Annotated in this window: 21 protein-coding genes and 1 tRNA gene; 15 read left to right on the top strand and 7 right to left on the bottom strand. The window is 49.1% G+C overall.

Going from position 1 to position 23,680, the window contains the following annotated elements:
- Positions 1-44 precede the first annotated feature (44 nt).
- Positions 45-1,478: an EmmdR/YeeO family multidrug/toxin efflux MATE transporter gene (locus MNO13_RS08475; protein WP_064545425.1), complete on the top strand. Its 1,434-nt coding sequence runs from the start codon at positions 45-47 to the stop codon at positions 1,476-1,478.
- Between the two features lie 278 nt (positions 1,479-1,756).
- Complete coding sequence (locus MNO13_RS08480; RefSeq protein ID WP_133521825.1) at positions 1,757-3,271, top strand: AbgT family transporter; 1,515 nt, start codon at positions 1,757-1,759, stop codon at positions 3,269-3,271.
- Positions 3,272-3,321: 50 nt separating this feature from the next.
- Here MNO13_RS08480 and MNO13_RS08485 read toward each other — a convergent pair whose 3' ends face one another.
- The gene (locus MNO13_RS08485; protein WP_064545429.1) at positions 3,322-4,236 is read right to left on the bottom strand and encodes a LysR family transcriptional regulator; all 915 of its coding nucleotides are present in this window, start codon (positions 4,234-4,236) and stop codon (positions 3,322-3,324) included.
- Positions 4,237-4,346: 110 nt separating this feature from the next.
- On the opposite strand from MNO13_RS08485, the gene MNO13_RS08490 reads away from it, so the two are divergent.
- From MNO13_RS08490 to MNO13_RS08500, 3 genes are read left to right on the top strand one after another with little or no spacing between them, the layout of a single operon-like run.
- On the top strand, positions 4,347-5,354 hold the full coding sequence (locus MNO13_RS08490; RefSeq protein WP_064545431.1) for a zinc-binding alcohol dehydrogenase family protein: 1,008 nt from the start codon (positions 4,347-4,349) through the stop codon (positions 5,352-5,354).
- 27 nt (positions 5,355-5,381) lie between these two features.
- On the top strand, positions 5,382-6,035 hold the full coding sequence (gene nfsB / locus MNO13_RS08495) for an oxygen-insensitive NAD(P)H nitroreductase (protein WP_064545432.1): 654 nt from the start codon (positions 5,382-5,384) through the stop codon (positions 6,033-6,035).
- Between the two features lie 2 nt (positions 6,036-6,037).
- Positions 6,038-6,340, top strand: coding sequence for a putative quinol monooxygenase (locus tag MNO13_RS08500; protein ID WP_121813850.1), 303 nt, complete (start codon positions 6,038-6,040; stop codon positions 6,338-6,340).
- Between the two features lie 21 nt (positions 6,341-6,361).
- Here the strand turns inward: MNO13_RS08500 and MNO13_RS08505 are convergent, their stop codons facing one another.
- The 6 genes from MNO13_RS08505 to ompC form a co-directional block, all read right to left on the bottom strand.
- Entirely contained in the window at positions 6,362-7,054 is a 693-nt protein-coding gene (locus MNO13_RS08505) for an ABC transporter ATP-binding protein (RefSeq protein ID WP_133521824.1), read from the bottom strand.
- A gap of 11 nt (positions 7,055-7,065) precedes the next feature.
- On the bottom strand, positions 7,066-8,754 hold the full coding sequence (locus MNO13_RS08510) for an ABC transporter permease (protein ID WP_232886880.1): 1,689 nt from the start codon (positions 8,752-8,754) through the stop codon (positions 7,066-7,068).
- Positions 8,738-9,781, bottom strand: coding sequence for an extracellular solute-binding protein (locus MNO13_RS08515; RefSeq protein ID WP_064545440.1), 1,044 nt, complete (start codon positions 9,779-9,781; stop codon positions 8,738-8,740). The genes MNO13_RS08510 and MNO13_RS08515 overlap by 17 nt, the downstream gene beginning before the upstream one ends.
- Positions 9,782-10,047: 266 nt before the next feature.
- Positions 10,048-10,123: transfer RNA gene (locus MNO13_RS08520), tRNA-Asn, on the bottom strand.
- Between the two features lie 100 nt (positions 10,124-10,223).
- The gene (gene mtfA / locus MNO13_RS08525) at positions 10,224-11,021 is read right to left on the bottom strand and encodes a DgsA anti-repressor MtfA (RefSeq protein ID WP_121813848.1); all 798 of its coding nucleotides are present in this window, start codon (positions 11,019-11,021) and stop codon (positions 10,224-10,226) included.
- A gap of 309 nt (positions 11,022-11,330) precedes the next feature.
- Positions 11,331-12,470, bottom strand: coding sequence for a porin OmpC (gene ompC, locus MNO13_RS08530; RefSeq protein WP_241939789.1), 1,140 nt, complete (start codon positions 12,468-12,470; stop codon positions 11,331-11,333).
- A 579-nt stretch (positions 12,471-13,049) separates the two neighbouring features.
- Between ompC and drpB the strand changes: the two genes are divergently transcribed.
- The 10 genes from drpB (at position 13,050) to MNO13_RS08580 (ending at position 23,673) form a co-directional block, all read left to right on the top strand.
- Complete coding sequence (gene drpB / locus MNO13_RS08535; RefSeq protein ID WP_064545583.1) at positions 13,050-13,286, top strand: cell division protein DrpB; 237 nt, start codon at positions 13,050-13,052, stop codon at positions 13,284-13,286.
- A 103-nt stretch (positions 13,287-13,389) separates the two neighbouring features.
- On the top strand, positions 13,390-14,094 hold the full coding sequence (locus tag MNO13_RS08540) for a phosphohydrolase (protein WP_241939790.1): 705 nt from the start codon (positions 13,390-13,392) through the stop codon (positions 14,092-14,094).
- 110 nt (positions 14,095-14,204) lie between these two features.
- Complete coding sequence (locus tag MNO13_RS08545; RefSeq protein WP_133521822.1) at positions 14,205-15,620, top strand: DNA cytosine methyltransferase; 1,416 nt, start codon at positions 14,205-14,207, stop codon at positions 15,618-15,620.
- Positions 15,621-16,002: 382 nt separating this feature from the next.
- Positions 16,003-16,491 (top strand): type VI secretion system contractile sheath small subunit, encoded by a 489-nt coding sequence (gene tssB / locus MNO13_RS08550; RefSeq protein WP_121813844.1) that lies wholly within the window; start codon positions 16,003-16,005, stop codon positions 16,489-16,491.
- On the top strand, positions 16,488-17,966 hold the full coding sequence (tssC, locus tag MNO13_RS08555) for a type VI secretion system contractile sheath large subunit (protein ID WP_121813843.1): 1,479 nt from the start codon (positions 16,488-16,490) through the stop codon (positions 17,964-17,966). The genes tssB and tssC overlap by 4 nt, the downstream gene beginning before the upstream one ends.
- 25 nt (positions 17,967-17,991) lie before the next feature.
- Positions 17,992-18,486 (top strand): Hcp family type VI secretion system effector, encoded by a 495-nt coding sequence (locus tag MNO13_RS08560; RefSeq protein WP_064545455.1) that lies wholly within the window; start codon positions 17,992-17,994, stop codon positions 18,484-18,486.
- A 46-nt stretch (positions 18,487-18,532) separates the two neighbouring features.
- Entirely contained in the window at positions 18,533-18,949 is a 417-nt protein-coding gene (locus MNO13_RS08565) for a GPW/gp25 family protein (RefSeq protein ID WP_121813842.1), read from the top strand.
- A gap of 12 nt (positions 18,950-18,961) precedes the next feature.
- The gene (gene tssF, locus MNO13_RS08570; RefSeq protein ID WP_241939791.1) at positions 18,962-20,764 is read left to right on the top strand and encodes a type VI secretion system baseplate subunit TssF; all 1,803 of its coding nucleotides are present in this window, start codon (positions 18,962-18,964) and stop codon (positions 20,762-20,764) included.
- Positions 20,755-21,702, top strand: a complete 948-nt coding sequence (gene tssG / locus MNO13_RS08575; protein WP_241939792.1) for a type VI secretion system baseplate subunit TssG — start codon at positions 20,755-20,757, stop codon at positions 21,700-21,702. The genes tssF and tssG overlap by 10 nt, the downstream gene beginning before the upstream one ends.
- 3 nt (positions 21,703-21,705) lie before the next feature.
- Positions 21,706-23,673, top strand: a complete 1,968-nt coding sequence (locus tag MNO13_RS08580) for a type VI secretion system Vgr family protein (protein ID WP_241939793.1) — start codon at positions 21,706-21,708, stop codon at positions 23,671-23,673.
- The last annotated feature ends 7 nt before the right edge of the window (positions 23,674-23,680 follow it).

The following is a 23,680-nucleotide window of genomic DNA, read 5'->3' on the forward strand; positions in this document are numbered from 1 at the left end:
AATCATTATTTGAAATGTGGTTTCACTTCCCCCCAAGGTCAATCTTGAACTTACAAGCAGCACTTCACCAGCGTGTGGCTAAAACACGCTGGTATGCCAAACGAAAAAGTTATCGTGTCCTGTTCTGGCGCGAAATAACTCCCCTTGCAGTGCCTATCTTCCTGGAAAACACCTGCGTTTTATTGATGGGCGTGTTGAGTACCTTCCTGGTGAGCTGGCTGGGGAAAGAGGCGATGGCAGGCGTCGGTCTGGCCGACAGCTTCAATATGGTGATTATTGCGTTCTTTGCCGCGGTGGATCTCGGTACTACGGTGGTGGTGGCGTTCAGCCTCGGTAAACGTGACCCGAAACGGGCGCGTGATGCAGCACGGCAGTCGCTGATCCTGATGACGATTATTGCCATCGGGCTGGCCGCCGGTATTCACCTTGCGGGTGAATATGTGGTGAATATTATTGCTGGCGCGGCAACGCCTGAAGTGAAAGCGCTGGCGTTGTCTTATCTACAAACGACAGTCTGGAGTTACCCGGCGGCGGCGATTGCGCTTATCAGTAGCGGCGCATTGCGTGGGGCAGGGAACACCAAAATCCCGCTGCTGATTAATGGCGGGATGAACATTCTCAACATTATCATCAGTAGCATCCTGATTTATGGCGCGTTGGGCTGGAACGGGCTGGGCTTTTTTGGCGCCGGACTTGGGCTGACTATTTCACGCTATATCGGTGCGCTGGGCTTTATTTATGTTCTGGTGGTGGGTTTTGCCCCTTCGTTGCGTATCTCGCTGAAAAGCTATTTCCGCCCGCTGAAAGTCGGCATTTTGTGGGAAGTGCTGGGGATTGGTATTCCCGCCAGTATCGAATCGGTGTTGTTTAACGCCGGTAAATTGCTGACGCAAATGTTTGTTGCCGGAATGGGCACCAACGTGATTGCTGGTAACTTCATCGCCTTTTCCATTGCGGCGTTGATTAACTTACCGGGGAACGCGCTGGGTTCGGCATCCACCATTATTGTCGGCAAGCGTCTTGGGAAAGGGCAAATTGGCCAGGCGGAACGGCAACTGCGCCACGTATTCTGGCTGTCTACGCTTGGCCTGACGATTATTGCCTGGGGAACCGCGCCGTTTGCCGGCTTGATGGCGTCGTTTTACACCAGTGAAGATGACGTCAAAGAAGTGGTTAAAATCCTGATTTGGTTGAACGCCGCATTTATGCCGATTTGGGCGGCTTCGTGGGTTCTACCTGCTGGTTTGAAAGGGGCGCGTGATGCGCGTTTCGCCATGTGGGTTTCCATGGCAAGTATGTGGGGCTGTCGCGTGGTGGCGGGCTACACATTAGGCATTGTGCTGGGAATGGGCGTGGTCGGTGTCTGGATGGGGATGTTCTTCGACTGGACAGTGCGCGGCGTATTGTTCTACTGGCGCATGGTCAGCGGTCGCTGGCTTAAAAAATACCCTCGTCCTAAAAAAGAACCGCTCCCGTAAACCGTTCATCTGGACGGTTCTTCCCTGGTCGGATTCGCAGTAGCGGTATCCGACTTTTATTCTGCATGATTAATTATCCACCAGCTCAATATCTCGTAATTCGTCCAAAACATGATATCTATCACCTGTTAACGTCTCGTTTTGACTATTAACGTAAAGTTAGTAGCTGTTAATTATTCTAAAATGTTATTAATTGCACCAAACAATAACTTCTATGAATGAAACAGTGAGCAGAGGTAGGAATGAGTACAACGACAAGGAACACGGAAGGTCGTCTAATGACAGGATTTCTCAACGCTGTTGAGAAAGCAGGGAATAAATTACCCGAACCCGCTTTGATCTTTTTCTATTTTTTATTGGTCGTTATGGCAATGTCGGCGGTGCTTTCCACCATTGATTTCGATGTCATAAATCCTGTTACAAATGAAGCCGTTAAGATTAATAACCTGCTTTCAGCTGAGGCCTTAACGGTCACCATTTCTTCGATGGTCACCACATTTACCAGTTTTGCACCGTTGGGGATCGTGCTGGTGGCGATGCTCGGTGTCGGCGTGGCAGAAAGCTCAGGCTTTATTAATACCGGCCTGAAGAAAATGCTGCGTGTGACGCCGAAGAAACTGTTAACCCCGATGATTATTTTCGTCGCCATGTTCAGCCACGTGGCGGCTGATGCGGGTTACGTGCTGGTGATTCCATTGGGCGCAATTATCTTTATGTCTGCCGGGCGCCACCCGTTAGCCGGTATTGCAGCGGCATTTGCCGGGGTATCGGGCGGCTTTGCGGCCAACATGGTGCCAACCGGTAACGATGCGTTACTGCAAGGCTTCACCCAAACGGCGGCGCAGTTGCTGGACAACACTTACACCGTTAACACGCTATGTAACCTGTTCTTCGGCATCGGTTCGACGGTGATGATTACGCTGGTTGGCTGGTGGGTAACCGAACGCATTGTTGAGCCACGCGTGTCAAAACTGAAAATCGACGGTGATTATCAGCATAACGAAGATATGAGCAACTACAGCATACAGGAAAGCCGTGGTTTTAAAGTGGCTGGCCTGGTGATGGTTCTGGGGCTGGCTGGGCTTGCCGCTCTGGCATGGCCTGAAACTTCGTTGCTGCGCGGTAGTGATGGCTCGCTGACCAGTTATGGTGCGCCAATCATGAAATCTATCGTGCCGCTGATTTTCTTGATCTTTATTATCCCTGGTATTGTTTACGGTTTTGTCGCCGGGACATTCAGCAGCGGTAAAGACGTCATCAATGCGATGAATGAATCCATGAGTAAAATGGGTTCGTACATGGTAATGGCCTTCTTCTGCGCCATGTTTATCAAAGCGTTTGGCGATTCCAATATTGGTACCTTGATTGCACTGGCCGGTGCCGATGTGCTGAAAACCATGGCGTTGCCAGGTGAAGCTACCATTATTGGTATGATTTTGCTGACGGCGGTTGTGAACATTCTGATTGGTTCTGCTTCGGCAAAATGGGCGCTGTTGTCGCCAATTATGGTGCCAATGCTGATGGCGGTGGGGATCTCCCCGGAACTGACGCAGGCTGCGTTCCGTATCGGTGACTCAACCACCAACATTATTACGCCGCTGATGGTGTTCTTCCCACTGGTGGTGGTGTATTGCCAACGCTATGTGAAATCCACCGGTGTGGGTACGCTGGTATCGATGATGGTGCCGTACTCGGTGATCTTCTTTATCTGCTGGAGCATCTTCCTGCTGGTGTGGTGGGCAGTTGGCTTGCCGTTGGGCGTTAACGCGCCGTACACGTATCCGATTTCGTAATCGGTTTAAATGTAAAGGGTGGATGACGCAGCGCTTATCCACCCTTCGAGTTACACTTTTCGCGACGAAATCTGTAACTCGTCGCAACGCTGTTTCACCGCTTGATGTAACAAGCGCACTGTGGTTGAAAGCTGTTTACGATGCGGGCAAATCAAATTCAGCGGCACACTATCACCCTGATACTGCGGCAGAATAATCTTCAAACGGCCTGCGTTGACATCTTCGCTAACATCCAGCCATGATTTATAAGCAATCCCTTCCCCCGCCACCGCTAAACGGCGTATCACTTCGGCGTCATCGCTGATCATCGCGCTTTTCACCGCCACATGATGCGCATCGCCATCCAGGTTTAATGTCCATTTGTCATAAACCCGCCCGCGAATCGCATAGGTCAGGGCTTCATGCTGCACCAGTTCGCTGATGGTTTTCGGCTCGCCACAACGTTCAAGATACGACGGAGATGCCACCACCACGCGATGGTTATCCGGTGCCAGTGGCAGCGCCACATATGAGGCATCGTCGTTATTGCCGTAACGAAACGCGACATCCACTGGATCTTTAAATACGTCGGTCAGTTGGTCGGAAAACAGAATTTTCAGATGCAGTGCCGGATGCTCCCGGCGAAATGCCTGAAATACGCCCAGCAGCATATTACGCCCGAGATCGGACGGCACCGCAATTTGCAACACGCCGCGCACTTCATCACTCGCAGGCTGGATTTGTTCAAATCCGGCTTCCAGGGTTTGCAGCGCGGTAATGGCATACGGCAGCCAGGTTTCGCCTTCGGGCGTTAACCGCAGGCTGCGAGTAGAACGGGCAAACAGGCGGATATTCAGCGTTTGTTCAAGGCGTTTAATCGCGGTGCTAACCTGTGCTGGCTGCAAGCCGGCTTCACGCGCGGTGTCGCTAAAACTGTTTAAGGCGGCGGCCCTGACAAACAAAGTGAGGTCTTCCAACCTGAGCATTTTAACTCTCCGAGTATAAGTGTTGTTTTCTAACGGCTGTTTTTCGCCAGCAGCACACCTTGTACCATGAGTTCATTCACACGATGAACCCTTTAATCTCTGGAGCACCCATGAAAGCAATCGCGATAACCCAAGCCGCACAGGATGGCAGCAATCTGGACTTTCTGAACGAGATAACTGTACCGACGCCGGTCGCGTCAGGCCATGATTTGCTGGTCGAGGTGAAAGCGATTTCGGTGAACCCGGTAGATACCAAAGTTCGCGCCGGTTTTAAAGCCGACCAGCCACGGGTATTGGGTTGGGATGCCGTCGGGGTAGTGGTGGCAACGGGCGAAGCGGTTAGCTTGTTTAAGCCTGGCGATGAAGTGTGGTACGCCGGTTCGTTGACGCGCCCTGGCAGCAATAGCGAATTCCAGTTGGTGGATGAGCGCATCGTGGCTCTGAAACCCAAAACGATTGATAACGCCTCTGCTGCTGCATTGCCTTTAACCGCGATCACTGCCTGGGAACTGTTGTTTGACCGCCTGGGTGTGAAAGAAAAGGGCAATGAAAACGATGTGCTGCTGATTGTCGGCGCGGCGGGTGGCGTGGGTTCTATCCTCACTCAGTTAGCGCGCAAGCTGACCAACATTACGGTTATCGGCACCGCCTCACGCCCGCAAAGCCAAAAATGGGTGACAGATTTAGGGGCGCATCATGTTATCGACCACAGCAAGCCGCTGGCGGAAGAGCTGACGCGGATTGGCGTGAAGCAGGTGACTCACGTTGCCAGCCTTAACCAAACCGAACAACACTACAGCCAACTGATTGAAGTGCTGGCACCGCAAGGAAAACTGGCGTTGATTGACGACCCGGAAACGCTGGATGCGCGTCCGTTGAAGGTGAAAAGCATTTCTCTGCACTGGGAATTTATGTTCACCCGTTCGATGTTTGAAACCCGCGACATGATTGAGCAACACCGCCTGTTAACTCGTGTGGCCGATTTAATTGACCAGCGCGTGCTGCAAACCACGCTGGGCGAACATTTCGGAACGATTAACGCGGCAAACTTACGTCGTGCCCATGAATTGATTGAAAGCAATCGAGCGGTCGGTAAAATCGTGCTTGAAGGCTTCTAATTACATAAAAATCATAGAGAAAACATCATGGATATCATTCAATCAGCAGCTTCACGTTACTCAACTAAAGCGTTTGATCCGAGCAAAAAAATCACCGCTGAAAACATCGAAAAAGTGAAGGATTTGCTGCGCCTCAGCCCGTCCAGCACCAACTCGCAGCCGTGGCATTTTATTCTGGCCAGCACACCTGAAGCCAAAGCGCGTATTGCCAAAGCAACGTCTGGTTTCTATGTGTTCAACGAGCGCAAAGTACTTGATGCTTCACATGTGGTGGTGTTCTGCGCGAAAACGGCGATTGATGAAACGCATCTTTCTAAACTGTTGGACCAGGAAAATGCCGATGGCCGTTTTGCCAGCCAGCAGGCGATGGAGGGGCAGCACAAAGGGCGTTCCTATTTTGTGAATATGCATCGCTTTGATTATAAAGATGCGCAGCACTGGATGGAAAAGCAGGTTTATCTCAACGTCGGTAACTTCTTGCTGGGTGTTTCCACGCTGAATATCGACGCGGTGCCAATCGAAGGTTTTGACGCGCGCATTCTGGACGAAGAATTTGGCCTGCGTGAAAAAGGTTTCACCAGCCTGGTTATCGTGCCGATTGGTTATCGCAGCGTGGAAGACTTCAACGCCGCATTGCCAAAATCGCGTCTCGAATTCAGCGAAATTTTAACGGAGTGCTAAACGTGGCTGATAATACGCTGTCGATTATTGCGGTGCTGAAAGCGAAAGCCGGGCAACGCGAGCAATTAAAATCTGCGTTGCAGGCGCTGATTTCACCGACTCGCAAGGAAGAAGGCTGCCTGGATTACGCCTTGTTCCAGCTTGAAGACACGCCAGATGTGTTTTACATGCGTGAATCCTGGAAAGGGCAGGAAGCGCTGGATGCACACATCGCGCTACCGCATTTCCAGGCGTTTGTACAGCAGATGGATGAGTTGCTGGCTGAGCCTTTGCAGCTAGTGCGTTTGAATGCCGTAGAAGCGTAACTCCCGTGAGGGCGATTAGCGTTAAACGCTTTCGACCCTCACCGTTTTTTCTCCCGCCCGAAACTCACCTTGTTGCACATAACCGATATGGTCAGCCATCAGTTGCGCTTCGTGCTCGCTGTGCGTCACTAACAACGCTGTTTGCCCGGCCTCGCGTAAGATATCGCGTACCTCGCGCCCAAGCCGTTCACGTGTTTGTTTATCCAGACTAGAAAATGGTTCATCCAGCAACAGGATTTCAGGATTCGGCGCCAGCGCACGCGCTAAAGCGATGCGCTGTTGTTGCCCGCCAGAGAGTTCATGCGGATAACGGCTGGCATGGCTATGCAGTTCCACCATTTTGAGCAGTTGAGTCACGCGGACTTGTTGCTCCTCGCGCGGCAGGCGGCGCAGGCCAAAGGCCACGTTTTGTTGGGCAGTCAGATGCGGGAATAACGCGTACTCCTGAAACACCATCCCGACCTTGCGTTTTTCAGGTGGCAGATGAACACCCGCTGCGGCAACACGCTGTTGCGATACATAAATCTCACCACTTTGCAGCCGTTCAAAACCTGCCACTGCGCGCAATACCGTCGTTTTCCCGCAGCCAGATGCCCCCAACAAACATGCCAGCTCGCCTTTGCGTACTGACATCGAAAACCCTTTCAGCACCGGCTGCTGACTGTTGCCGTAAGCCACACGCACATCCTGAAGGCGTAACGCAATTTCTGACATAAATATTTCCTTTAACCTGTGCGAGTCATCTGGTGACGAACCAGCAAAATAACCGGTAGCGTGCCTGCGAGAACAATCATCAACGCAGCGATGGCGCCTTCTTCATAGGTTCCGCGCGCGGCTTCAGCGTAAAGCAGTGTCGCCAGCGTTTCGAAATTCACCGGGCGCAAAAGTAGGGTCGTCGGCAGCTCTTTCATGGCATCGGCGAAGACCAGTAACGCACTGCTGACTAGTGCCGGGCGCAGCAACGGGAGATGAATCCGCGCAAACGTCCCTGCACCATTTTCGCCAAGCAAACGGGAGGCTTGTTCCAGTGAGGGCGGAATGCGGCTCAGGCCGGAATCCAGCGCACCAATGGCAATGGCCTGAAAACGCATGGCGCAGCAGATAACCAGCAAGACCCCGGCAGACATCAGCGGCAAGCCACGCACCTCCAGCAAATCTGCCAGCCAGCGGTCTACGGCCATGGCGGGTGTGAGAAAACCAATTGCCAGAATCGTACCCGGCACCGCATAGCCTAATGACGCAAGGCGCATCACGCCACGGCGAAAACCTGGCAGCGCGTTGTCTGCGGCACTGTGGCGTGCACTCCACGCCACCAGCAAACTGACACAAACCACCACCAGTGTGGTTCCCGCCGCCAGTAACAAGGTATTTTGCAATGCCGAAAGCAACGCCGGTGAGAGTGGGTTTTCTTCGCCAAAACGTTTCATGCTCTCCCAGGCCAGAAATATCACGGGCGCGACAAAGCCCAGAATGACCGGCAGAGCAATAACGCTGGCAAGCAGCCAACCACGCCAGCCGCGTATTGCTGTTGGTTGAATCTCACGCAGGCTACGGCTGCTGAATCCCTGCTTTTTACGGCCATAAAATTCCAGCGTCAGGATGCAGAAAATAAACATCAACATCATGCAGGCGATTTGCGCGGCGGCAGCCAAATCAGACCGTGAAATCCAGGTGGTGTAAACCGTGACGGTTAAGGTTTGTACGCCGAGAAATTCCGACGCCCCAATATCATTGAGCGTTTCCAGAAGCGCCAGGCTGATACCCACTGCCAGCGCCGGGCGAGCCATCGGCAACGCGACACGAAAGAAGGTCCCCGCAGCGCTGCAACCCAGTGTACGTGCCGCTTCCAGCAAATGTGCTGGCTGGCTGATAAACATAGCGCGGGTCGTCAGGTAAACGTAAGGATAGAGCACCAGACCCAGCAGAATAATCGCACCAGGCAATGAGCGTAAGTCGGGAAGCCGGAACTGGCGCGGGCTGTCGAAGCCCAGTAAAAATCGGATGAAGGTTTGCAGCGGGCCGATAGGGTGCAGCAGATCGAGCCAGGCGAAGGCCACGATGTAGGTCGGCATAGCCAACGGAAGTAACAGCGCCCAACTGAGAATTTTACGCCCGGGGAAATCCCAGGCGGTCACCGCCCAGGCGCTGCCAACACCAATCACGCCGACTATCACGGCCACGCCTGCCAGCAGCAAAACGGTATTTTTTAGCACCGAAGGCAGGACAAATGTGACCAGATTATCCCAGTGCGAAAAATCAGCCTGCGTCGCCTGCCAGATAAGCGCAACGACAGGCATTAGCACGCCTAATGCGACACACAACGCAGCAAGATGGAGCGGTGTTAATAATGACTGCGGCCCGGAAACCAGGCCGCGCAACGTCGGAAGACGAAGTGATTTATTGATCGAATCCAACTTTATCTACCAACAGGCTCGCTTGTTTACGGTATTTAACAATTTCAGTTAACGGGACTTTATCGACGTCAATTTCACCGATAGTCGCACTAATTACCGGATCAAGCTGGACGCCTTTCAGTACCGGATATTCAAAGTTGGCTTGGGCGTAAAGCTGCTGGGCGGGTGCGGAGACCAGGTATTCCATCAATTTCACGGCTTCAGCTTTGTTCGGTGCAAAGCGGGCAACCGCAGCACCGCTGATGTTGACGTGGGTGCCGCCTTGTTCGAAGGTTGGTTTCACGACTTTAATCGCATCGCCCCATTTACGCGCATCGCTGCCTTCTTTGGCGTTTTTCATATGGCCAATGTAGTAGGAGTTCGCCAGGCCGATATCGCAAATGCCGCCGAGGATGTCACGGGCAACATCGCGGTCGCCACCGGTGGCTTTACGTGCCAGGTTCGCTTTCACGCCACGCAACCATTCTTCGGTTTTCGCTTCACCGTGGTGAGCAATCATCGCCGCGATCAGCGCGGTGTTATACGGATGTTGTCCGGAACGAATACACACTTTGCCTTTGTATTCCGGGCTGGAAAGTTGTTCGTAATGCCAGTTATCAATCGGCAGGGATTTGTCTGCATAGAGTACGCGTGCGCGCATTGATAGCGCGAACCACTGGTTATCTTCACCACGCAGGTTGGCTGGGATCGCGGTTTTGAGCATCGCAGAATCCACAGGCTGTGTCACACCTGCTTCAACTAAATCAATGAGATTACCTGCATCGACGGTCATCAGCAGGTCGGCAGGTGAATTTTTACCTTCCGCTTTGACGCGCTCAAGCATGCCGTCTTTGATATACACCGTGTTGACTTTCACGCCGCTGGATTGTGTCCAGCTATCCAGCAATGGCTGAATCAGACCCGGTTCGCGGGTGGTGTAGAGAGTCAGTGAGTCTTGTGCAAAAACCGGCAGGCTGACGGAGAAAACCAGTGCGGATGCAAGCGTGATACGGCGCAGTCCAGTGCGAGGCAGAACAAACTCATTCATCGTTGTGTATCCCTGAGTGATTTGAACTAATGGGGTTCAGTGCGCAGAGGCATCCCTGCGGGCTGGCGCAAGATAAATGATAATCACTATTGTTTGCAATCGCGAGCGAGGGTGGAATATCGACATTTACACAACTTTAACTGGAAGGGTTAGATGTGTCACACAGGCAGATGTGGCAGGGCTTACAGGAGAGGGGGGCGATTCTCAAAGTAATAAGTCACAAAAGCAAAAAGCCTGCTTAGTTTCCTAAGCAGGCTTCTTAAATTTGGCTCCTCTGACTGGACTCGAACCAGTGACATACGGATTAACAGTCCGCCGTTCTACCGACTGAACTACAGAGGAATCGTTTGAACGAGGCAAATAGTAACGTCACGTTCAAAAAGAGTCAATAACAAAAATAACACCTTGATTCAGATGATTAAATTAAGCTCAACTTGTTGAATTAATGCACCGTGTTTCCGTGAGATGTCGGGCTGTTTTCACTCTCACGCAAGCGTAACAATGGATTTTGGCAATAAAACTGGCAAAACCGTTGATAAAGTGAGGGGAAACGAGGAGCGAAAAGCTCGGGTGCACTGAAGAAATACTCTGAAAGCACCGCAAAACATTCTGCCGGTTCCGAAGCGGCATAGGCATCAATGCTGGCGGCGTTTTCACCGACCATGTCGATTTCATCCTGAATGTTGCTCATTGCCGCATGGAGGTCATGTTCCCAGCCTGCGACATCGCGCAGGGCAATCAGTGGAATTCCACTGGCACGGTCGCCGTTGCGCATATCCAGTTTATGGGCCACTTCATGGACCACCAGATTAAAACCAGAGGCATCAAAAGAGTCCTGCACATCGAGCCAGTTAAGGACAATAGGGCCTTGCTGCCAACTTTGCCCGGACTGTACGACGCGCTGATGATGCACAAGGCCAATATCATCTTGCCACTCGTCGTCTACAACAAACGGGGCAGGGTAGATAAGCACCTCATGAAAACCATCAAGCCATTCAATGCCCAGCTCCAGAATGGGCAAACAGAACAGTAATGCAATACGCGCACTTTTTAGCTCATCAAGTTCAAAACCTTGCAAAGGTACCAGGCGTTTTTGCTGTAAAAAACGATCCGCAAGACGGGTCAACTTTTCTTGCTCAGCTGGCGTGAGTGTCGCCAGAACAGGAATAGATAAAGCCTGCTCCCACGGCAGTGCTGCGACAGCAGATGAATCACTTGCTTTCCAGGGCCACTTAATCATGTTACTCGCTCGCAAAGTCATCTCTTGAACGGAAAACTACTATACCGTGACTGTAATACCAGACCAGCGATCTGAACAGCGCTGGCGAGAAGACGAGTATGTGTATTCTCTGTGACATTATTCAAACATTTACCCGTTCACCATTCAACGACGAGTGTCACAGCTTGTGCGGTGAGGTAGAAATTATTTCATATATCAATAATTTCAGTAGAAGCGTAGCTAATTGAAATGAGTGCGAGGCGGGGGAATTAAAAGAGCAAGGCCCGCTTGCGCGAGCCTTGAGGTAAAGCAATAACGGGTTAGATCAGATTAGAACTGGTAAACCATGCCTACACCCACAACGTCATCGGTAGAGATGCCTGTTGCAGCGTAGAAATCGTCATCGCCATCCAGCAGGTTGATTTTGTAATCAACGTAGGTGGAGAAGTTTTTGTTGAAGTAGTAGTTCGCGCCAACAGAAACGTATTTAACCAGGTCTTTGTCGTTCCAGTCGCTGTTTGGTGCGTAGTCTTGTGCCAGGTCTTTACCTTTAGATTGCAGGTAAGATATTTCTGGACGCAGACCGAAGTCGAACTGATATTGTGCAGTGACTTCAAAGTTTTGAGTTTTGTTGGCGATAAACCCATCAACATCACCAAACGGCGTCATGTTGCGGGTTTCCGAATACATGGTGGCCAGATAGATATTGTTGGCGTCGTATTTCAGGCCAACAGTCCAGACGTCTGCATCTTCACCGCCAGCAGTTGAGCCGGTTTGCTGTTCGTTGGTACGGTCAGATGAGGCGTATGCTGCACCTGCGCTGAAGCCCATGCCGAAATCATATGTGGTGGACAAGCCCCAGCCATCACCATTTTGTGAATTGATGTCATTGTGACCGTTGTTAGTGCCTTCCTGATCAAAGGCTCCGTTAGATCCTTCATTCGCGCCCTGATATTGCAGAGCAAAGTTCAGGCCTTCAACCTGACCGAAGAAATCGGTGTTGCGGTAAGTCGCCATGCCATTGCCACGGCCAGTCATGAAGTTATCGCTATAGGTGTAAGAGTCGCCACCGAACACTGGCAGCATGTCGGTCCATGCTTCAATGTCGTAAACTACGCCGTAGTTACGGCCATAATCGAATGAACCGTAGTCACCAAATTTCAGGCCAGCGAAGCCTAAACGAGTCCATGACTGGTTACCGCTATCGCCTTCAGTGCTGTCTGCCTGAATGTTATATTCCCACTGACCATAACCTGTCAGTTCGGAAGTAATCTGAGTTTCACCTTTAAAGCCCAGGCGAATATAAGTGTCATCGCCATCCTGACCTGAATCATCAGAGAACACATGACGAGCATCAACTTTGCCGTACAGGTCCAGTTTATTACCGTCTTTATTATAAACTTCCGCAGCGTGCGCAGAACCCATTGCCAATAAAGCAGGGATCACTAATGCCAATGCTGTTCTTTTCATTTATATATTCCTTTAAGTCATAATTATTATGAATGATTACTTATATTTCGTCCTCAACATCCACAGCAATCTTATTACACTTAGTTCAGTTTATTTATAAATAAACATGTAACTGTATTGGTTGAAATCTGACTAAATATTTCAGTGCGTTATTTGGTTATATTATTGAAAAATAAGTAAATTATAAATTTTTAGGATATTTCCAATGCATTGTGAGTATGTGTTTGCTATTTTTTATATCAAAACACAATGCATTTTTATCGATGAGTCTTTGTGAGTGATAGAATTGGCATTTAGAAAATAAGTCTTTTTATTTTTGTATTTAATTATCGCTAAATTTTATATTAAGGGTGTATAAAATAAATAACGTGGGAATGGTTGATAAATACACAAATGTAATTTTATTGTTAAAATTATGAAGGATGGCCTGATATATTGCCAATTTGAGAATCTTCCGGATTAAATAGAGAGGTTTTAGGCTGTCATAAAACGGCATAAATGTGATAAAAATCACATGCAGCGGATGGGTATCCATCGCATTACACAAACTAAACAGTTGAGAGAGTTATGTCAGACGTTATGGACGCGAAACCCGCCCGCACACCAGGTGGGAAATTGGCATTATGGTTGTTTTATGGATTTTGCCTGTACATGGTTTGGGCAGTTCTGCGTTACTTCTGGGTGGTGAGCAATGTCACCAGCGGGGACATGGGTTCGATGGCTGGAAAACTGCTCGGGGCATTAATGGGGTTGCTGGTTCTGGGAGCGGTAGCCGCATTATTAGGTGGGCTCGCCTGGTACACGCGGGCCAGGTGAATAAATCGTGCCAAAGTGGGTTGTTGTCACGGTGATACTTGCTAATTTTGTGATCTTGTACTCATATTAAGTACCGGATCCCGCTGTGAAGTAAGGAGCACGTATGCCAATAGCCCACTGGCAAGAGCGTTTCGAAGAGTACTTGCACCATCACTGGTTGCAGGACGATAAAGCCCACGATGTGGCCCACTTCAGACGCGTATGGAAAACCGCGCAACAGATCATGGAAACAACCGAAGCCGACTGGCTGGTGGTACTCACCGCCTGTTATTTCCATGACATCGTCAATTTGCCAAAGAACCATCCCGAACGGCATCTCGCTTCTACACAGGCGGCACAAGAAACATTACGTATTCTTGACGCTCATTTTCCCGATTTCCCTCGTACGTTATACGATGCGGTTGCTCATGCGGTGCGTGCTCACAGTTTCAGTGCTCAAATTGCGCCGCAAACTCTTGAAGCGAAAATTGTGCAGGATGCTGATCGCCTGGAATCACTTGGTGCAATTGGCCTGGCGAGAGTGTTTTATATTTCAGGTTCGCTGGGTCGACCATTGTTTGATAGCGAAGATCCGTTAGCGTGTGGGCGTGAGTTGGATGACTCCACATATGCACTTGACCATTTCCAGAAAAAACTGCTGAAGCTCCCTGAATCCATGCAAACTGAGGCAGGGCGTAAACTGGCCTGGCTCAATGCTGATTTTTTGGTTAACTACATGGCCAAGCTGTGTGCAGAACTGAAGGGCGATTATTGCGGTATCGATCGTGGTGTTGTCGAGCAATTCGCCTCCCCCAAACAGTCCTCATAAATTTCGTTCTAAAACTAAAATGATGCCCGCATTGGTTGCGGGCTGTTCTGTTTTTCTCTGGGTCAAATCAGTGATAGAGTTGCACTCTATTTTCCCTAAACTGGTTCATGATGAACGACTTCGACGCCATTGCCGAGCAACTCTCACAACAATCCCAACGCCTGCAACAACAGCAACTAGAAGAAGACTTTGCGCTAGTGAGCCGAATTCTGGAAATCTATGACCAGAAAACAGTGGCCCATCATTTGCGCCAGGTCAGCGGCGACTGGACACGTGAATCGCTAAACCGCTGGTATAACCGTAAATCTTCGCCTCGCACGCTGACACCAGCAGAAAGCGCCATGCTGCAAAATATGTTGCCGCAGTTACCTGCACACCACGGGAAATACGCTTTTAAATTCGTCGATTTATTTGCCGGTATTGGCGGCATTCGTAGCGGGTTTGAAGCCATTGGCGGGCAATGCGTTTTTACCAGCGAGTGGAATAAATACGCGGTGCGCACTTATAAAGCCAATTGGTACTGTTGCCCTGAAAATCATCAGTTCAATCAGGATATCCGCGATGTTACTCTCAGCCACCGTGTTGACGTCAGCGATGAACAGGCCACTGCACATATTCAGGCTATCATGCCGGATCACGACGTACTGTTGGCCGGTTTTCCATGCCAGCCCTTTTCCCTGGCAGGCGTGTCGAAGAAAAATGCTTTAGGCCGTGCTCATGGCTTTGCCTGTGAAACTCAGGGCACACTGTTTTTCGATGTCGCACGCATTATTGACGCGAAACGCCCAGCTATCTTTGTGCTGGAAAACGTGAAAAATCTAAAAAGCCACGATAAAGGCAACACCTTCCGCGTCATTATGGAAACACTGGATAGCCTGGGTTATGAAGTCTCTGATGCCGCAATCATGGGGGCGGGCGACCCTAAAATTATCGATGGTAAAAACTTTCTTCCTCAACATCGCGAACGTATTGTGCTGGTCGGTTTCCGTCGTGATCTCAATGTGCATAAAGATTTTACACTGCGCAAACTCAGCGAATGTTATCCGCAACGCCGCCCGACGTTTGGTGAATTGTTGGAACCCACTGTGGATGCGAAATATATTCTCACGCCAACACTCTGGAAGTACCTCTATAATTACGCGAAAAAACACCAGGCGAAGGGTAATGGTTTTGGCTACGGTCTGGTTGACCCTAATAACCCAGTGAGCGTGGCACGTACGTTATCCGCGCGTTATTACAAAGACGGGGCAGAAATCCTCGTGGATCGTGGTTGGGATAAATCGCTGGGAGAGGCAGATTTTGATAATGCGGAAAATCAGCAATGTCGCCCACGCCGTTTAACACCGCGTGAATGCGCGCGCTTAATGGGTTTTGAGGCAGTGCAGGGGAGTAAGTTCCGTATTCCAGTATCTGATACTCAGGCCTATCGGCAGTTTGGTAATTCGGTGGTGGTGCCTGCTTTTGCGGCGGTCGCTAAACTGCTTGAGCCAGTCATAAAGCTTGTCGTTACTGGTCAGGATAAATAATCAGCCGTTGTCGGGTGGATTAGCGTCAGCGATACCCACATCTATGTTGAGAAATCTATAAACCCGTATTCTGTTGGTGCGCCAGTACTAAGGCGCACCAACAACTTGAATCAGGAGATATTAATCAATGACATTAATTATTTGTCATGAATGAATGCTGGCTTAATAAATAGTTAAGCTGTTTTTAATTTCTGTTCAAGGATTGCCTGCTTAGTAAATATAAGTGCAGGAGTGTTGATGGTAAGGGGGCATTTGGTGATGTATGAAATGAAGGTGATTTTTATAAACAGTTAATAACTCATTAAGTAGATGTGTTGTGTTTATCTCGCTTAGTATGTGGATTACTAGTTGCTGCACTAATATCAAACGGTAAATTAACCACATGAGTAACACTCAACATAAATTAAGTAAGTCTCGCCCCCCACGCGTGCAAATAACCTATGATGTGGAAGTAGGTGGTGCACAAATCCAAAAAGAATTGCCTTTAGTCATCGGTGTTGTCGGTAGTTTTGCCAGTGACGAAGCACCGTTACGTGAACGCCGCTTCACTCATATCGATAAAGATAATTTTAATGATGTTATGGAAGGGATGAACCCCTCCGTTGACATGTTAATTGAAAGTGCTTTACCTCAAAAAGAAGGTCAACTGGCGGTTTCGCTTAAATTTAATTCTATTGATGATTTTTCTCCTGAAAATATCGCAATGCAGGTAGAGCCGTTACGTAAGCTTTTGGAAATGCGTGAGCAATTGAGTGACTTGCGCAACCGTACTGCCAGTAATGATCGCCTGAAAGAGCAATTGCTTGAATTAATACAGCAGCAAAATACGGCTTCTGGTGCAGTAACTTCTGACGAAGGAGAGGCAGAATGAGTGATATTCAAGTCATCAATGCCGCAGAAGTTGCACAAACAAGCGATTTCCTCGATCAAATTATTGATAATACTCAGGCGATTCGCCGTGAGTCAGATCGTAATAAAGTTAAGGTTCAGATGGACAACTTATTGTCAGAAGTTGCCTCTGGTGCTGTTGTTATTTCCAGCGATTTAGTCGGCAGCATTGAAATGCGTATTGCCGCTATAGATGCACTGCTTTCCGCGCAGGTCAGTAATATTATTCAGGCTCCAGAATTCCAGAAAATGGAGTCTTCCTGGCGTGGTCTACACAAACTGGTACAAAGTAGCGTGACTGAAAACACCAAAGTGCGTGTTTTCAACTGTACTAAAAAAGAGCTGTTACGCGATTTCAAATCAGCTTCAGATTTTGATCAGTCGTCATTATTTAAAAGTATCTACGAAAGCGAATATGGCACCTTCGGTGGTGAACCGTATTCTGCATTTGTCGGTGATTTTGAATTTGAGGCAATGCCAGAAGATATTCTGTTACTGGAGCAGATTTCTCATGTCGCAGCCGCTGCACATGCACCTTTCCTGACGGCCGCTAACCCGGGAATGTTCTCAATGGGCAGTTTCTCCGAGATGCCTCGTCCACGCGATCTCGGCAAATTGTTTGATACCTCAGATTATGCTCGCTGGAAGTCCTTCCGCCAGAGCGATGATTCCCGCTATGTTGGATTGACACTTCCGCGTGTTATCGGTCGTTTGCCTTATGGGGCGAAAACAGTTCCAGTAGAGATGTTTAATTTCGAAGAAAAAGTTATCGAAAATAATGATGGCTCCAGCTATTTGTGGATCAATGCCGCTTATGAGTTAGCCGGTCGTATGGTGGAAGCCTTTGAAGAACATGGCTGGTGCGCAGCAATTCGTGGTGTAGAAGGCGGTGGGCTGGTGAAATCCCTGGCAACACATAGCTTTGTTTCACAAACCGGTGAAAAAGTGATGCAGTGCCCAACAGAAGTGGCTATTTCCGATCGCCGTGAGAAAGAACTCGCCGACCTTGGCTTTATTCCATTAGTTCATTGTAAGGGCACCGATTACGCCGCATTCTTTGCGGTGCAATCAGTCAATAAACCCCGTAAATATGATTCTGAATTGGCTAATGCCAATGCCAAACTTTCAAGTCAGCTGCAATATATTATGACGACATCGCGTTTTGCACATTATATGAAATCTATTGTGCGCGATAAAGTGGGTAGCTTTATGTCCAAATCCGAATGCCAGGATTTCCTGCAAACATGGATTAACCAATATGTTGTCGGTTCCGATAATGTTGGTGCTCATATTAAAGCCAGCCATCCATTGCGTGAGGCAACAGTAGAGGTCGTTGATGTTCCTGGTAGCCCAGGAAGTTACCGCGCGGTGGTTTATCTTAAACCCCATTTTCAGCTGGAAGGACTCAGTATGTCACTGCGTCTGGTAGCAGAACTCCCTGCATCTACAGGTGCATAATCATTAGTTAAAAGGAAATATATCAATGGCAAGTGCTGATAATCTATTCATGCAAATTGACGGTGTTAAAGGTTGTGTGAGTGATAAAAAATATGACGGTTGGATTTCAATCGGTCATGTTAATAATGGTGTTTATAGTACAGCTAAAATTAGCAATGGTTCAGGTCAGTTGAATAGCGATGGCGTTAATTTTGATTCTGTTTCTTTCTCTAAAGAGCTAGATGCAACTTCAACTGATTTGGTTAATATGGTTGCCCAGGGCACCAATATTAAAAAAATCATTGTTGCGATGAACGTTAAAACTGACGACAAAGATAATGAAATGGTTCGCTGGACCTATGAAAACTGCATTCTGACCAGTCATAGTATCGGTGCGCAGAGTGCAGGGGATATTCCACAAGAAACTCTGAGCTTCGTATTTAGCAGCTTTAAATTTGAAACTCAGATGGTCGATCCTGGTGGTAAAACCAAGAAATATGGTCCAGTGGGTTGGAATATCACTGAAAATACCAAGCTGTAATAAATTAAACAGTGTGCAAAGCACACTGTTTTACTGAGATGAAAATATGAACTCTTTACTACAGCGCCTGGCGGATGATAATCCGAATGATCAATATGACGATGCGGAGGGTGAAGACAAAAGCGATGTATTAGTTTCTGAAATACTGCTTCTTTTGTCTTCACGCCCTCTGAATTACCATGTTGAGAACATTCGATTAATTAATGAGTCAATCATTAATTATGGGGTCAGTGATGTGTTCACCAGCGATACCTCACGCCTTGAGAAAATATCTATTATGCAGGCGCGAATTACACTCGCATTACAACGATTTGAACCAAGGCTTAAAAGTATTAATGTTTATCCAGGTGAAACGCAGAAACATATCAACTCCTTTGTTATTGAAGCAGAAGGTTTTTTAGGTAATGTCCGTTATCACCTCATGTGGGACGACGTGTTGAATCAGTTTTTCCTTCGGGATTAAAGAGCATTAATCATGTTAGCTAATAAACTCATTTCATATTATCAAAAAGAACTTGGCTACCTTAAAATCCAGGGAAAAGCTTTTGCTCGTCATTTCCCTAAAGTTGCTCGCCGTTTAGGTATTTCTGAAGGAATGTCGGAAGATCCGCACATCGAAAGATTAATCGAATCTTTCGCGCTGGTGACTGCGCAAATCCAGCAGCGTCTTGATGAAGATATGCCTGAAGTGACCCACGCGTTGCTTAATGTGTTGGCTCCGCAATTGCTGAGGCCGTTTCCCTCAGTGTGTATCGTACAAATGTCTCCTGACGTCAAAGTCAGTGCGCTGACTTCTGGCAACTTAATCGAGGCCAAAACGTATTTATTCTCTCGTCATGGTGAGAATCAAAGTTGTCGTTTTCGCACCGTTTATCCAGTGATGATTCAACCGGTTAGTTTGACAAAAGCTCATCTGAATCTCGATGAGGTAACGTTATGCTGGAACCTCAATATAAAACTGACAACCTGGCCAGGTGCGACATTAAGCGCGAATTCTCTGCGTGTCCATCTGAGTGGCGCTAACAATATCGTTAACATTCTCTACACGCTGTTATGCAGTGAAGTGCTGTCGATTCATTTGCAGCAGGATGAACAGCGCTATCAGCTTTCTGCCCAGCATATTTGTGGTATCGGTTTTGGTGAGAATCAAAATCTGCTCGCGGGTGACTCGAGAATTTCACCGACACATAGCCTGTTGCAGGATTATTTCTTTTTTCCTCAGAAATTTCATTTTATTGATATTCCGTTACCTGACGGTTTTGTCGCGGGCAGCAAAAGTGAATTTACCCTGAAAATAGCCTTCAACCGCTGCACGATTGCCAATCAGCTGGAAAAAATGGCGGCCATGGTCAACGAGAATTTATTTTTGTTGAACTGTACGCCAGCGATTAATTTGTTTGAGCATCGCGCTGAACCCATCACGCCAGACCATGAAATCGCGGAGTATCTGGTGATCCCTGATATTCGCCATCAGAACGCCATGGAAATCTGGTCAGTGGATAGCGTTTCGGCGATGCGTAAACAAGGTAATGAAACGCTTTCCCGCCCCATTTATCCATTATTTGGTTTAGACCATTCGGCACAAGATGGTGAACCCGGACTTTTTTGGCAATGCATGCACCGCGAAACTGACAGCTGCGAGGGAAGTGTCCCGGCGTTGTTTATCGCATTTTCCGACCGCAGTGAGCAGCCTTTGACGCCAGGAAGTGACGTCGTCAGCCTGAATCTCACCTGCACGAATCGTGAACTTCCTTCGACGATGCGTAACGGCGATCCAGACGGCGATTTTGAGTCGGAATTGCCGATTGCCGGGATGAAAATCACCGCATTAACGCGCCCGACTATTCCGGTCAGGCCGCCGTTAAAACAGGCTGCACGCTGGCGTTTAATCTCGCAACTTTCGCTCAATCATATGCTGATCGGCGGGCCGGAAGGGGTACGCGTGCTCAAAGAGACGCTGGCGTTATATAACTTTGTTGATAATCCAGGGATCGCCCGTCTGATCAATCTGCTGTTGCGCGTTGAGTCTGCCCCTGTCGTCGCAAGGTTAGTCCCGCAGGATCCGCAATCCCTTTCACGCGGTATTGAGATACGCATTACGTTTGCCAGCGAAGCCAGCACCGAAGCGGAATACTTCCTGTTTTGCCGCTTTATCGATTGTTTTTTGGCGTTGTATGCACCGGTTAACAGCTTTACGCGTGTGGTCACGGCCATTGAATCCAAAGAGGAATCTCAGCGTGTCTGGCCGATTCGTGCGGGTCGCTTGTCATGGCTCTGAATATCTGTTTTAGCCCGCATAATTTTTTCCAGCAGGTGCGCATCATGCTGCGCCATCTGACGAAAAAACAGGGGCTTGAAAGCAAGCAAACACTGGAAAATAACCTGCGTTTTATTTCCCCACTTTCGCTTGATACACCGTCAGGCGAAATCGGCGAGATTGAACAATTAGCTAAAAATCAGTGGCAGGTGGAGGTCGCGGCTTTTGGGTTAACCGGGGCGCTCGGCGCATTGCCGACGGTTTACACCGAATGGTTGATTGAACGCCATTACCGCTATGGCGATAAAACCGCTAAAGCGTTTCTCGATATTTTTAACCACCGCCTGCACACCCTGCGTTACCTCGCCTGGCAAAAGTACCACTACTACGCGATGGCCGAATTCTCGGCGACGCTGCCTTTAAGCGACGCGGTTCAGGCGCTGGCGGGAGTGATGCAAAGCCCATCTTCTTTTCAGCAACTGCGCTATGCCGATTTGTTCGCCCATTCGGTTCGCTCGATGCTCAATTTAGAAACGTGGCTAAAACATAGCTTCTCCGTGCCAGCAAAAATCACCCCGTTTACCGGGGAATGGCGATCGATGGAACCGACGTTGTGCTGCTGCCTTGGGCAACCGTCGCAAACGTTGGGTTCAGCACCGATGCTGGGGCGTGTCTACTGGGATCGGCAATCGCATTTTACCGTCTCTCTTGGGCCTGTGCCGTTGCGGGATGTCGGTCTGTTCCTGTCAAAAGGCAGACATTACAAAAATCTGTGGACTCATATTCGCGACTATGTAGGCGCAGGGCTGGATTTTGATATCGACATCCTCATCCAAAATACCTCAAACGGCATGACTGAACTGGGGACGGGGCAAATTGGCCTGGATATTTGTCTTGGGCGCGCCTCTGAAGCGGGCCAGCACACCATTCGATTACCCGTCTATCGGGAAGGAAAATAAGACATGCCAAATGTATTAGGGCAGAACAATAGATTCATCCGCTTTGTTGGGGATGCGGCTAATTCACTGACATTAATGAGCATTGAAGGTGAGGAACAACTCTCATCCACTTTCCGCTACCAAATCCAGTTTCGTACGGAATTAAGCAGTGCGCAGATGGGGCGTTTCCTCGGTAAAGAAGTCGCCTGTGAGATTGGGCGCAATAGCCGCAAGCGTTATGTGCATGGCGTCATCACCCATATTGTGGAAATGAATAATACCGATGGTATCAGCACGTTTGTTGGCCGCCTCGAGCCACGTATGGCTTTCTTGCGTCTGGGTCGTAATCTGGCAGTGTTCCAGAATATTACGGTGCCTGATTTAGTGTGCCAGCTGTTGCGCCAGCAGAATATCAACCAGATCGAGTTACGCCTGCGTGCAACCTATAAACCTCGTGAATATTGCATTCAATACCGCGAGTCAGATTTTGACTTCATCAGCCGCTTGCTGGAACAAGAGGGGATTTACTACTTCTTCAGCCATACCGCGGGGCAGCACCAACTTGTGCTGGCTGACCATCCATCCTGCCACCATTCCACGGCACCGGCGCAACTGCCTTTTATGCCGCAGACGGATTTGGGGGAGGGGAACGGCATTTTAAGCTGGTCGGCGCACTCATCACTCGCTGCTTCTTCCGTGCTGTTAAAAGGCTTCAACATGGAGCAGGCAGCCAGTATTGAAGGGGAGTCGAAGGTGGCCGACCAGGATTACGCGGTTCAGGGGGTCAGTTACGTTGATGCCAACGGTCACGACAACCGCTCTCTGCTTGAGGCGCAGGCCAGGCTTAAGATGGAGCAACTGGAAGCCGACAGTCAGCAATATCTGGCAGAGACTTCAGCTTTCTGGGTGCACTGCGGTGAAAAATTCACTCTGACTGACCATCCGTCATGCCACGGCGACTACCGCATTAAATCGGTTCATCTGCGGGTAAGCAGCAGTATTGATGACAGCACCCCGGATTTCCATTGTCAGATTCATTTGCTGAAAGACAGCGTGTCATGGCGGCCTGAGCACACCACGCCTCAACCTTATATTCCCGGTATTTTGACCGCCACGGTGGTTGGCCCTAAATCGGAAGAAATTCATACCGATGAATACGGGCGTATCAAAATCCAGTTCCCCTGGGATAACGAACACAAAAAAGACGACGGCAGTTCATGCTGGGTTCGCGTGTCGCAACCCTGGGCGGGTGGCCGTTTTGGCGCGATGTTCCTGCCGCGGGTTAACAGCGAGGTGATCGTTAGTTTTGTTCATGGCAACCCGGATTATCCGCTGGTTACCGGCACGGTATTTAACGGGCAAAACAAACCGCCACTGACGCTGCCTGATGAAAAAAATCACAGCGGATTCGTTTCCCGTAGTTCGCTTGATGGCAGCGTTGAAGAGAGCCATCAACTGCGATTCGACGATAAAAAAGGCGAAGAACGCCTGGTGATTACCTCACAAAAAGATCTGCTGTTGACGGTGAAAAATAACGTCATCACTGAAATCACCAAGCAAGTCACCGAAACCATCGGCGAAGACCGTGCAACTGAAATTACCAAAGGCAATGAAACGTTAACCCTGAAACAGGGCGATCGTGCGCTGATGCTGGAAAAAGGCAACCACAATACCACGCTGAAAAGTGGCGATTACGCGCTTGATATCAAAGGTAATTTAAAAGCCAGCCTCAGTGGTGGCGAACATCAGATGGATATCAGCGGCGGTGGCAGCAAGGTGAAAGCCGATAAAGCCTGCGTGATTGAATCGACGCAAAGCATCGAACTTAAAGTGGGCAGCAGCAAGATATCTATCACCCCTTCTGGCATCACATTGAGCGCGACCACTATCAAGGTTGAAGGCAGCGGAACCGCAGAGCTGAAAGGCGCGATGGTGACAGTTAAAGGCAGCGGTATGACGCAAATTAAGGGTGGCGTGACCATGATTGGTTAAGGCGATG

The organism is Buttiauxella ferragutiae (assembly GCF_022637515.1).
GTDB lineage: Bacteria > Pseudomonadota > Gammaproteobacteria > Enterobacterales > Enterobacteriaceae > Buttiauxella > Buttiauxella ferragutiae.